This window comes from Streptomyces montanus (assembly GCF_005786655.1).
Classification (GTDB): domain Bacteria; phylum Actinomycetota; class Actinomycetes; order Streptomycetales; family Streptomycetaceae; genus Streptomyces; species Streptomyces sporangiiformans.
On the sequence record NZ_VBZC01000046.1, the window covers coordinates 19,040 to 31,141 of the forward strand.

The 12,102-nt window shown below is 68.8% G+C and carries 7 protein-coding genes; 2 read left to right on the plus strand and 5 right to left on the minus strand.

Annotation, left to right across the window (positions count from 1 at the left end):
• The first annotated feature begins 209 nt into the window (after nt 1-209).
• The gene (locus FE633_RS32890; RefSeq protein ID WP_138048831.1) at nt 210-5,405 is read left to right on the plus strand and encodes a family 43 glycosylhydrolase; all 5,196 of its coding nucleotides are present in this window, start codon (nt 210-212) and stop codon (nt 5,403-5,405) included.
• Nucleotides 5,406-5,517: 112 nt separating this feature from the next.
• Here FE633_RS32890 and FE633_RS32895 read toward each other — a convergent pair whose 3' ends face one another.
• Together FE633_RS32895 and FE633_RS32900 are read right to left on the minus strand one after the other, a co-directional pair.
• Nucleotides 5,518-6,429, minus strand: a complete 912-nt coding sequence (locus tag FE633_RS32895) for an NAD(P)-dependent oxidoreductase (RefSeq protein ID WP_138048832.1) — start codon at nt 6,427-6,429, stop codon at nt 5,518-5,520.
• A gap of 59 nt (nt 6,430-6,488) precedes the next feature.
• Nucleotides 6,489-6,740, minus strand: a complete 252-nt coding sequence (locus FE633_RS32900; RefSeq protein ID WP_138048833.1) for a hypothetical protein — start codon at nt 6,738-6,740, stop codon at nt 6,489-6,491.
• Nucleotides 6,741-7,053: 313 nt separating this feature from the next.
• Here FE633_RS32900 and FE633_RS32905 point away from each other — a divergent pair, with 313 nt between their 5' ends.
• Nucleotides 7,054-7,956, plus strand: a complete 903-nt coding sequence (locus tag FE633_RS32905; RefSeq protein ID WP_138048834.1) for an SAM-dependent methyltransferase — start codon at nt 7,054-7,056, stop codon at nt 7,954-7,956.
• A 33-nt stretch (nt 7,957-7,989) separates the two neighbouring features.
• Here FE633_RS32905 and FE633_RS32910 read toward each other — a convergent pair whose 3' ends face one another.
• The 3 genes from FE633_RS32910 to argS all read right to left on the minus strand — a co-directional run bounded on the left by FE633_RS32910 (nt 7,990) and on the right by argS (nt 11,835).
• Nucleotides 7,990-8,787: a DUF4253 domain-containing protein gene (locus FE633_RS32910; protein WP_138048835.1), complete on the minus strand. Its 798-nt coding sequence runs from the start codon at nt 8,785-8,787 to the stop codon at nt 7,990-7,992.
• Between the two features lie 57 nt (nt 8,788-8,844).
• Nucleotides 8,845-9,771, minus strand: coding sequence for a phosphotransferase family protein (locus FE633_RS32915; protein WP_138048836.1), 927 nt, complete (start codon nt 9,769-9,771; stop codon nt 8,845-8,847).
• Between the two features lie 282 nt (nt 9,772-10,053).
• Complete coding sequence (gene argS, locus FE633_RS32920; protein WP_138048837.1) at nt 10,054-11,835, minus strand: arginine--tRNA ligase; 1,782 nt, start codon at nt 11,833-11,835, stop codon at nt 10,054-10,056.
• Between the last annotated feature and the right edge of the window lie 267 nt (nt 11,836-12,102).

Consider the following 12,102-nt stretch of genomic DNA (forward strand, 5'->3'; position numbering starts at 1 on the left):
CCGAGGGAGGCGCGGAGTAATTTCCGTTCGGCCAGTCGGACATCGTTCGAAAAGTCTTGACGCCCCCCTACGGACCGATTGACACTCTCGCAACACGACGTCACACCGACGAAACGGCAGGGAGCCTCTCGGTCGATCGGGCAGGGGTCAGGGCCCGCCACGAACCCTTCCTTCGTGCCTTGAGCCTGTCTCGACGAGGAGACTTGAAAATGCCGCACATCGACATCGAACGGCCTCGCAGCCGCGCGAGACGTTGGGCGGGCCATCTCGCCGGGCTGACCACCGCGTCGCTGTTCCTGGGTCTGGCCAGTCCCCTCGCCCCCGCGCAGGCGGCGGAGATCACCGACGGCCTTGCACTCTGGTACAAGCTCGACGCCACCTCCGGCACCACCGTGACCGACGCGTCCGGCAACGGGCGCAACGGCACGCTGAACGGAGCCGCCGGCTGGACCGGCAACGGTGAGGGGCTCGCCTTCAACGGGTCCGACACCTACATCAAGGTGCCGGACAACATCATGAGCGGCATGAACTCGATCTCCGTCTCGATGGACGTGCAGATCGACGCCACCCAGTCCACCCCGTACTTCATCTACGGCTTCGGCAACACCAGCAACGGCGCCGGCAACGGCTATCTGTTCACCACCGGCAACTCCTTCCGGACCTCCATCGCGTCCGGGAACTGGTCCACCGAGAAGACCACCACGGGCTCCGCCGCCCTGCAGCGCTCCGTCTGGAAGCACGTCACGTACACCCAGACCGGCACCACGGGCGTCCTCTACGAGGACGGCGTGGAGGTGGCCCGCAACACGGCGGTCACCGTCACCCCCGGCTCCATCGGCGCCGGCGTCACGACGGCCAACTACATCGGCAAGTCCGTCTACACCAGCGACAAGCTCTTCAAGGGCAAGATCCGCGACTTCCGGGTGTACGACAGGGCGCTGGCCGGCTCGGAGGTCGAGCAGCTCTCCCTCCCCTTCGCCACCGAGGGCGTCGCCGCCGACAAGGCCGCGCTCAGCCTCGGCGACACCAGCGCCGTCGTCTCCGACCTGACGCTGCCGAAGGCCGGCGAGGCAGGCGGCTCCACGATCAGCTGGAAGAGCGACAACCCCTCCGTGGTGTCCGACACCGGTGCCGTGACCCGCCCGGCCGCCGGCGAACCGGACGGCCACGCCACGCTCACGGCGACCCTGAAGAAGGGAACCGTGACCGACACCAAGAGCTTCGACATCACGGTCCTCCCCGCCTTCGACGACGCCACGGCGACCCGGCAGGCCGCCGACGCGCTGTCCGTCCACAATCTCGACGACGTACGGGGCAACCTGACCCTCCCCGCGACCGGCGACTACGGAACGAAGGTCAGCTGGTCGTCCGCCGAGCCGGACGTCGTCTCCGCCGACGGCGTGGTGAAGCGCCCCGCGCACGGCGACGGCGACACCACCGTGGACCTGACCGCCACCGTCACCAAGGGCGACGCAACGGCCACCAGGGTCTTCGCCGCCAAGGTGCCCGAACTCCCCGCCAAGGCCGCCCTCAAGGGCTACATGTTCAGCTACTTCACCGGCGAGGGCACCTCGGACGGCGAGCAGCTCTACGCAGCCCTCAGCAAGGGCAACGACCCCCTGAAGTGGCGGGAGATCAACGACGGCAAGCCGGTCCTGACCTCCACGCTCGGCGAGAAGGGCCTGCGCGACCCGTTCATCATCCGCTCCCCGGAGGGCGACAAGTTCTACCAGATCGCCACCGACCTGCGGATCTACGGCAACGGCGACTGGGACGCCGCACAGCGCTCCGGCAGCAAGTCCATCATGGTCTGGGAGTCCACCGACCTGGTGCACTGGACGAACCAGCGCCTGGTCAAGGTCTCGCCCGACAGCGCGGGCAACACCTGGGCGCCGGAGGCCTTCTACGACGAGGCGCGCGGCGAGTACGTCGTCTTCTGGGCGTCGAAGCTGTACGACAACGAGGCCCACTCCGGCGACACGTACAACCGCATGATGTACGCCACCACCCGCGACTTCTACACCTTCAGCGAGCCCAAGGTCTGGATCGACCGCGGCTACTCGGTCATCGACTCCACGGTGATCAAGCACGACGGGACGTACTACCGCCTGTCCAAGGACGAGCGGAACAACACCTCCTCCACCCCGTACAGCAAGTTCATCTTCGAGGAGAAGAGCGACTCGCTCCTCGACCTGTCCTGGGACTTCGTCAAGGAGGGCATCGGCAAGGACGCGATGAGCGCCGCCGAGGGACCGCTGGTCTTCAAGTCCAACACCGAGGAGAAGTGGTACTCCTTCCTCGACGAGTTCGGGGGCCGCGGCTACATCCCCTTCGAGACGACGGACCTCGCTTCCGGTAACTGGACCCCGTCCACCGGCTACGACCTCCCGTCGAAGCCACGGCACGGCACGGTGCTCCCGGTCACCCAGGCCGAGTACGACCGGCTGCTGCGCGCCTACCAGCCCGACCAGCTCGTGGAGAGCGCCGAGGACATCTCGGTGAAGACGCGCATCGGTGACCCGCCGGTCCTGCCGGCCACCGTGATCGCCGAGTACGCCGACGGAGTCAAGCGCCCCGTCTCCGTCACCTGGGACGACGTCCCGGCCTCGGCGTACGCGCAGGCCGGCACCTTCACGGTGGAGGGCAGCCTGCCGGACGGCGCCGCGCTCAAGGTCAAGGCCGAGGTCACGGTCTCGGAGGAGGGCCCCGAGGTGCCCGCCGACCTCGTCCTGCACTACGACTTCGACGAGACCGGCGGCAACATCGCCCGCGACTCCAGCGGTCACGGCTACCACGGCACCTACGTCCGCACCCCGGACTTCGGCACCGGTGTGGACGGCGGCTCGTTCAAGATGTCCGGCGGCTCCAGCAGCTCCACCACCTCGCCGTACGTCAGGATTCCCAACGGCGTCCTGAAGGGCGCCGACAGTGTCACCGTCTCCACGTACGTCAAGTGGAAGGGCGGGGACAACTTCCAGTGGCTCTTCGGCCTGGGCCCCGACAGCAACAAGTACCTCTTCGCCTCACCCTCCAACGGCGGCGGCAAGCTGTTCTCGGCGATCACCAAGGCCACCTGGTCGGGCGAGAAGCAGATGACGGCGGCCTCCCAGCTCACCCCCGGTGAGTGGAAGCACGTCACGGTCACGGTGGACAGCACGGCCCAGACCGCGGTCCTCTACGTGAACGGCATCGAGGCGGCGCGGGCGACCGGAGTCACCATCAAGCCGTCCGAGCTCTACGACGCGTCGAAGGGCTACTCCGGCTACATCGGCAAGTCCCTGTACTCCCCGGACCCGTACTTCGGCGGCGAGGTGGACGACTTCCGGATCTACAACCGGGCCCTGTCGCCCGCCGAGGTCCTGGAGCTCAGCGGAAACACCACGGGCATCGCCACGGCGACCCACCCCGCATTGAAGATCGACGCCCTCATCAACGACGCGGACAGCAAGATCACGCTGCCGCTGACCGAGGGCAGCGATCTCACCGCGCTCGCCCCGGAGTTCACCCTCGCCCACGGCGCGTCCATCAGCCCGGCCTCCGGCACGCTCCACGACTTCACCGAGCCGGTGAAGTACGAGGTGACCGGCTCGGACGGGGAGAAGCGCACCTGGACGGTCGAGGCTCTGGAGATGAAGAGCCCGGTCCTGCCGGGGCTCAACGCCGACCCGAACATCGTCAGATTCGGCGACACCTTCTACATCTACCCGACCACCGACGGCTTCGAGGGCTGGAGCGGCACGCAGTTCAAGGCGTACTCCTCCAAGGACCTGGTCCACTGGAAGGACCACGGCGTCATCCTCGACCTCGGTCCTGACATCAGCTGGGCCGACAGCCGGGCCTGGGCGCCGACGATCGCCGAGAAGAACGGGAAGTACTACTTCTACTTCTCGGCCGACACGAACATCGGCGTCGCGGTGTCCGACTCGCCCACCGGACCGTTCAAGGACCCGCTGGGCAAGCCGCTCATCGCCCGCGGCGCCTACACCGGCCAGATGATCGACCCGGCGGTCTTCACCGACGACGACGGCCAGTCGTATCTCTACTGGGGCAACGGCAGGGCGTACGTCGTGCCGCTGAACGACGACATGGTCTCCTTCGACTCCTCGAAGGTCACCAGCATGACCCCCAGCGGCTACAACGAGGGCTCCTTCGTCATCAAGCGCAAGGGCACCTACTACTTCATGTGGTCGGAGAACGACACGCGGGACGAGAACTACCGCGTCGCCTACGCCACCGGGTCCTCGCCCACCGGTCCCTGGACCAAGCAGGGCGTGATCCTGGAGAAGCGCCTCGACCTCGGCATCAAGGGGCCGGGTCACCACTCCGTGGTCCACGTCCCGAACACCGACGACTGGTACATCGCCTACCACCGCTTCGCCATCCCCGGCGGTGACGGCATGCACCGTGAAACCACCATCGACAAGCTGGAGTTCGACTCCAACGGCCTGATCAAGAAGGTCGTCCCCACCCTGACCAGCATCGACCCGGTCACCATCGTCCACGCCGGCCCGAACGCCGGCGGCACCGAGGGCAGCGCCATCTCCCTCACCGGCACCATCTCCGGGGCCGGCGACCCCAAGTGGACCGTCGAGGACGGAGCACCCTGCGTCTTCTCCGACGCCAAGGCCATCCTGACCACCATCACCTGCGCCGACGACGGCACCTACAAGGTCACGCTGACCGGCGGCCGCAGCAGCGACACGCTCACCGTCACCGTCGACAACGCGGCCCCGGTGATCACCTCGGCCACGGGCCCCACCGACCCGGTGTCGGCGGGCAAGAGCGCGACCGTCACCGCCCGGTTCACGGACCTGGGCTCCGACGACACCCAGACGTGCGAGGTCGACTGGAAGGACGGCACCGACCCGGCCAAGGGCACGGTGACCGCCTCCGGCTGCGAGGCCGCGCACACGTACACCAAGGCGGGTATCCACCGTCCGGAGATCACCGTCACGGACGACGACGGGGGCTCGGACAGCACGAAGCTCCCCGAGCTGATCGTGTACGACCGGGCGGCCGGTCCCATCGCGGGCGCCGGCGTCATCGCCTCCCCGGCCGGCGCCTACCCCGCCAAGCCCACCCTGACCGGCCCGGCGGCCTTCACCTTCGGCGCCGCGTACAAGAAGGGCGCCACGATTCCCACCGGCAGCGCGAGCTTCGACTTCGCGGCCGGCAAGGTGAAGTTCCGGTCGACCTCTTCCGACTGGTTGGTGGTCACCGGCTCCGAAGCCCAGTACCAGGGCTCCGGCACGGTCAACGGCACCAGCGGCTACGGCTTCCGCATCACCGTCACCAACGCCCCTGACACCTACCGCATCAAGATCTGGAAGAAGTCCACCGGCGACGTCCTGTACGACAACCTCACGGGCACCAAGGCCTACGGCATCATCTTCGGTGACGCCTGAGGACAGACAAGGACGGATGACGTCCGATCCGCGAACAACGTGACACCCGCCGAGCGGCGCCCGGGCCCAGTCCCGGGCGCCGCTCGGCGCATTGCGGTGCGCCCCTCCCGGCTCAGCTGCCGTCCGGCTGGGGCACCCCGAGCAGCTCGACCAGGCGGGACAGGCCGTCCTGGGCGTGGCCCTCGGCGATCGCACGGTCGAGCAACCGGCGCATCGGGGCGAAGAGCTCGGGGCGTACGCCCTGGTCGGTGAAGGTGGTCAGCAGGTTGGGGAACGCCGCCTGATTGACGGCCAGGGTGGAGACGTCGGTCAGGTGGTGGCCGGAGTCGACGGCTTCGGCCGTGCCGGGGACCAGGCCGTTCGTCATGGCGTTCAGCCAGTCGGTGAGGAGCGGGGCGAATTCGCGTGCGCCGATGCCCTCCGAGCGGATCAGGGCGAATGACTGGGCCACGCCCATCGCCATGCCGTACATGCCCGTCAGCAGGGACAGGTCGTAGAGCGACGCCAGCCCCGGGTCCGTGCCCGTCCAGCGCGTGCCGCCCAGGGCGGCGAGTGCCGGCCGGTAGGTCTCGTACGCCTCCTGCGCGCCGCTGTAGAGGACGTACGCCGCCGGGGTCGCGATCATCTGCGGTACGGCCATGATGCCGCCGTCCACATACGTGATGCCGTGCTCTTCCGCCCAGGCCGCTGCCTTTCGTGCCTGGACGGGCGTTCCGTTGGTGACGTTCACCAGCGTGCGACCCGCGAGGGCGGTCGTGTGGGGGGTGAGGAGCTCGGTCACGTCGTCGTACGTCGTGAGGCAGACCACGACGAGCGGGCTCGCGGTGATCGCCTCGGCGGGGGTGGCGGCGGGCGTCGCGCCCTGGGCCGTCAGGGGGCCCGTCTTGGACGGGGTGCGGTTCCAGACGGTGGTCGGGTGGCCGGCCTTCAGGAAGGCGGTGGCCAGGGCCGTGCCCATGAGGCCGAGACCGAGGACGGTTATGGGAGTCTTCGCAGGGGTTTGATCGGAGTTGTGTGCTGGCATGATGCCCATACTGCTGAGACGACCAACTCACCACAAGTACCGACTATTTGGTCAGCTACTCACCTTTTGGTAAGCCACGTGGTGGCAGCCTGGTGGTGTCTCCGGCTGTGGGCGGAGGAGCCGACGGGGGAGGCCTGTCCGCCGTCCTTGTGCGAGGACATGGCGGACGGGCCCTCGTCGCGGAGGCCCTCTCCGTCGTCGCACGCCGTCAGTGTCAGCGTCAGCGCGGCGAAGGACAGCGCGGCGGCGGCCAGCAGGCGGGTGCGGCTGGTGCCGGCGGTGCTTGCGGTGCTTGAGGTGCGTGCGGACACGGTGGTCTCCCTGGGGAGTGGCGTGCTGGATGACCACAGCTTGTGCGGTGATCCGTGCCGACCGCCACAACTGCCGGGGTATTCGGGACGCCGGGACCTCATAAATGGCTCTGACCAGGGGGAATGACCTCCCGCCGGAATGTGGATCTGGGACATGACGGGATGAGCAAAGGCGGCGTGGGACGCGGCGCCGGCGGACTGAACGGCACTGGCACCATCAAGTCGCCCCGGGAGTTAGGTTGTTGCCGATTGAATGAGCGTGACCAGTGCGCAGGGGCGTACTGACCCGAGTGACTCCCGAGGGAAGGTCTTCATGAGCGGTGATGCTCTCAGCCAGGACCCCGCCGAGCTGAGAAGGAGGATCGACACCACCAAGGCCCACCCGGCGCGCGTCTACGACGTCTTCCTCGGGGGCAAGGACAACTACCCCGTCGACCGGGCCGCCGCCGCCGCGGCACTCGCCGCCAACCCGCGCGGCTACCTCGACGTCCGGCACAACCGTGACTTCATGCGCCGCGCCGTGACCCGGCTGGCCGAGGAGGACGGCATCCGGCAGTTCCTCGACATCGGCACCGGCCTGCCGACCGTGGAGAACGTCCACCAGATCGCCCAGCGGATCATCCCCGAGTCACGGATCGTGTACGTCGACCACGACCCGGTGGTGCTCGCGCACGCGCGCGCTCTGCTGACCAGCGGCCCCGAGGGCCGCACCGACTACATCGACGCCGACCTGCGCAACCCCGCGGAGATCCTCGAACAGGCCGCGAAGACCCTCGACTTCGACGAGCCCATCGCGCTCGCGCTCGTGGCCATCCTCCACTTCGTCGAGGAAGAGGACGCCTACACGGTGGTACGCGACCTGGTGGACGCGCTGCCGTCCGGCAGCCGGCTCGTGATCAGCCACATCACCGAGGACCTCAACCCCGAGAACATCCGCGCGGTCCAGCGGACCTACACCGAGCGCGGGTTCACCTTCGTGCTGCGGTCCAAGGACGACGTAGAGCGGTTCTTCACGGAGACCGCCGGCGTCCAGCTGGACGAACCCGGCGTCGTCCCCGTCCACCACTGGTACCCGAGCCCGGCGCCCGCCCCCGAAGCCGCGGACCCGGCCTACGTCGAGACCCTCGACGCCATCGAGAAGATCCGCTACCGGGACATCAATGACGTGACGGACGCCGACATCAACGTCTACGGGGCCGTGGGCCGGAAGGCCTGACCTGCCCGGCCCCGGCCCTCGTGGCCCGGGGCCTCAGTCCCACCAGAACGACCAGGAGTGTGCGCCGAGCACCTCATGCTCGGCGTACGCGCGCAGCGTGGTGTGGTGGCCCTGCGTGATGTTGTCCGGGCAGAAGGCGAAGTGCTCGGCGGCCACAGCCTCGGCCTCGGCGGGTGTCCCGGGCGGGGCCGCCACGGAGACGACCAGCTGGTCGAAGGTGAGCGCCACGACCCGTATGCCGAAGCGGTCCTCCCAGGAACGGAGGACCGCGCACAGGCGCGCCACGTCGTTCTCGTGGTTCGCCGGCCCGCACCAGCCGAGGGCGGCGGGGACGTCCGCGCTGCGGCGTGCCGGGACCAGTGCGAGGTGCGACTCCTTCAGCCACCCCGCGCCACTCGCGAGGGAGTCGGCGACCTCGGCGGCACGCGCGTCCGGGTCGACGTCGAGCGGCCCGGACGCGGCGAGACCGGGCCAGTCGGCGTCCTCGGCGCCCGCCGCCCACTCCTCCCAGAGCTCGGCGAGCACGTCCTCGGCGTCATGGTCGCCGGGATACGACATCAGATCCGGGCTCAACTCCCACCGGTCCGGGTGGCGTTCGCTCAGGCCGACACCGCCGACCAGCACCGGGTGCAGGCCGGCCGAGCGCCGGGCGGACGCCAGGCGCAGCCAGTCGCCCGGCGCCGCCGGCGCGTCGGCACGCCACAGCAGAGGCTCGGGCCAGGGCCCGTCGATCGTCGTGTCGAGCAGGGCCCCGGGCGGGAGCCGGAGACCGAGCGAGCGGCCGGTCGGATCGGCCGCAAGCGTCGGCAGCTGGTTCGGAAGGGTCGCCATGCACGTGACTGTAGGGCCCGCCACTGACAACGCCTCACCAGCCCGTGCATGGGCCCCTCAGCCCGCGCTGAACCACGTCTCCGCGAGCGCCTCCAGCGTCGGCTTCGGCGGCGCGGGCAGCTCCCTCAGGTACCAGGTCAGGTTGCTGTAGACGTGCAGCAGCGTGTACGCCATGAGTGTGCGCGGATCGAACGGGGACCGGCCGTACGCCTCGTAGAACCGTTTGAGGAGCCTCGGATCGCCGCACGTCACGAAGAGGCCCACGCCCACGAAGTCGTACGCCGGATCGCCGATCATCGCCGGTTCGAAGTCGAACAGGCCGGTCAGGCGCCGGCCGTCCGGACTCACCAGCAGATGCTGGCGCATGAACTCCGTGTGCAGGAGCACCCGCCGCGTCGGAGGGGGCAGCGGCACCGTGTCCAGGAACCACGGGATCTGCTCCAGCCACTGCTCCGGCAGCCCGACCTCCTGCTGCTGCTCGACGGCCCGCGCACGCTGGGCGTTGACCAGCATGCTCCAGTCGGCCGGGCCCACAGCGGTCCTGAGTGGTGCCGGGTTGAGCGCGTGCAGCGCCGCCAGGGCCTCGGCCGCCTCCGTGACGAGCCGGTCCTGGTCCGCGGCCGGGATCCGCGGCCACTCCTCCGCGAGGCTCTCGCCGGGCAGCCGGGACATCAGGACGTAGTTCCAGCCGTTCTTGTACGCGCCCGCCGAGTGCAACTGCGGTGTCGGCACGGGGAGTTCGCCGTACAGATAGCTCAGCACCCGTTCCTCGCGCACGCACTCCTCGCGGTCGAAGGAGGGGTACAGCTTCACCACGTGCGCGTCGCCGATGGCGTACACCGGCAGCGACCCCTCGTCGAAGCGGACCATCCGCTTCCCCGCCAGGCCGAGTCGTTCACACAGGTCCGCGACGGCCGGACGCAGCAGCGCCTCGTCCCGGGCGACCGCCTCCAGCTCCTCGCCGGTCTCAATGAGCGGCAGCATGGGCGGCCATCGCGGTCGGTGCGGCCGGGGTGACGGTGAAGGACACTGCAGCTCTCATTGCTCTCCCAGCAAGCGATCCGGAGTCGGGGGCCTGCGGCGCCCCGCAGCATCGCATACTTCGGGACAAGGCCGAGCAGCTCAACCTTTGGCCATGAATCTCGTACGAAAGAGTGAGTAGTCCTGCAATGGGATGACCGAGGCGAGGGGCTGCGCCTCGGTCTGTGGAGCGCGCTGGGACGGGGCTGGGATCGTGCTGGGATCGCGCTGGGAATGGCGCCGGGATCAGAGACGCTCGGGCGTCCTGATGCCCATCAGGGCCATGCCCCGGTGGAGGGTGCGGGCCGTCACGTCGCAGAGGAACAGACGGTTCTCCACCTGCTCCGGGGTGTCCGCCTTCAGGACCGGACACTTGTCGTAGAAGGTCGTGTACAGCGACGCCAGCTGGTAGAGGTACGCCGCCAGCTTGTGCGGGGCGTACTCCGCCGCCGCGTCCGCGATCATCTCCGCGAAGCCGTCCACGTGCAGGCCGAGCGCCCGCTCCGCCTCGGTCAGTTCCAGCTCCGGGTGCGCGGCGGGCCGTGCGTCGCCGGCCTTCCGCAGGATCGACTGGATACGGGCGTACGCGTACTGGAGGTACACGCTCGTGTCGCCGTTCAGCGAGACCATCTGGTCCAGGTCGAACTTGTAGTCCCGGTTCGCCGACGTCGACAGGTCCGCGTACTTCACCGCGCCGATGCCCACCTGGGCGCCGCGCTCGGCGATCTCCTCCTCGGACAGCTGGTCCTGCGTGTCCTTCTCCCGCACGACCGCGGTGGCCCGCTCGATCGCCTCGTCCAGCAGGTCGACCAGCCGTACCGTCTCGCCCTCACGCGTCTTGAACGGCTTGCCGTCCTTGCCCAGCACCGTGCCGAAGGCGAGCTGGTGCGCCTCCACGTCTCCGTTCAGCCAGCCGGCCCTCCGGGCGGTCTCGAAGACCATCTTGAAGTGCAGCGACTGGCGGGCGTCCACGACGTAGGTGATCGTGTTCGCCTTCAGGTTGAAGACGCGGTCCCTGATCGCGGAGAGGTCGGTGGCCGCGTAGCCGTAGCCACCGTCCGACTTCTTCACGATGAGCGGTACCGGGTTGCCGTCCGGGCCCTTGATGTCGTCGAAGAAGACGCAGAGCGCGCCCTCGGACCGCACCGCGACACCGGACTCCTCCAGCAGGCGGCACGTCTCGTCCAGCATGTCGTTGTAGCCCGACTCACCGACGATGTCCGGGTCCCGGATCTCCATGTCCAGCTTCTCGAAGACCGAGAAGAAGTAGATCTTCGACTCGTCCACGAACTTCTGCCACATGGCCAGCGTCCTGGGGTCGCCCGCCTGGAGCTCGACCACCCTGCGCCGGGCCCGCGTCTTGAACTCCTCGTCGGAGTCGAAGAGTTTGCGGGCCGTCTTGTAGAGGCGGTCGAGGTTGGACATCGCCTCCGCGCCGGAGGCCGCCGTGTCCTCGGTGTCGGCCTTGTGGTCCAGCTCGTGCGGGTGCTCGTCCAGATACTGGATGAGCATGCCGAACTGGGTTCCCCAGTCGCCGATGTGGTGGCGCCGGATCACGTTCTCGCCGGAGAACTCCAGGAGCTTGACCACCGAGTCGCCGATCACCGCGGACCTCAGGTGACCGACGTGCATCTCCTTGGCCACGTTCGGCTGGGCGTAGTCGATGACCGTCGTGCCCGGGTTCTCGGCGTACGGCACGCCGAGCCGCTCCTCGTCGGCGGCGCGCGCCGCGAGGTTCTCGATGATCGCCTTGTCCGTGATCGTGATGTTGAGGAAGCCGGGGCCGGAGACCTCGATGTCCTTGATCACGTCACCGGTGACGACCTGGCCGACGACGCCGGTCGCCAGCTCACGCGGGTTGGCCTTCGCCTTCTTCGCCAGCGCCAGGATTCCGTTGGCCTGGAAGTCCGCCCTGTCGCTACGTCGCAGCAGCGGGTCGGCGACGGTGTCGGCCGCCGGGAGGGCGGCCGTGAGCGCGTCGGCCAGGCGCTGGTGGACGTTGGCGGTGAGGGACGTGACCGAGGCCATGGAGTGGGTGCCGTTCTCCTCGTGGGTACGGGTGGATGCGGCCAGTATCCCATGCGGGTAAAGCGGTTTTTCCGGGCGTGCGGTGGGCTGGGCCGGGTTGTTGTCGCCCCCGCCGCCCCTACCCGTCCCATCCTTCTGGGGCTCCGCCCCAGACCCCGTTCCCGGGGGCCAGCCCCCGGACCCCCGCTCCTCAAACTCCCCCAGCTACCGCTGGGAGGTGCCCCCAGGCACAGGATGGGAACGGGTAGGGGCGGCGGGGGCGATGAA

Coding starts and splice junctions, on each gene's coding strand:
- FE633_RS32890 (WP_138048831.1), top strand. CDS start 210: ATGCCGCACATCGACATCGAACGGCCTCGCAGCCGCGCGAGACGTTGG.
- FE633_RS32910 (WP_138048835.1), bottom strand. CDS start 8,787: ATGGCGACCCTTCCGAACCAGCTGCCGACGCTTGCGGCCGATCCGACC.
- FE633_RS32915 (WP_138048836.1), bottom strand. CDS start 9,771: ATGCTGCCGCTCATTGAGACCGGCGAGGAGCTGGAGGCGGTCGCCCGG.
- FE633_RS32905 (WP_138048834.1), top strand. CDS start 7,054: ATGAGCGGTGATGCTCTCAGCCAGGACCCCGCCGAGCTGAGAAGGAGG.
- argS (WP_138048837.1), bottom strand. CDS start 11,835: ATGGCCTCGGTCACGTCCCTCACCGCCAACGTCCACCAGCGCCTGGCC.
- FE633_RS32895 (WP_138048832.1), bottom strand. CDS start 6,429: ATGCCAGCACACAACTCCGATCAAACCCCTGCGAAGACTCCCATAACC.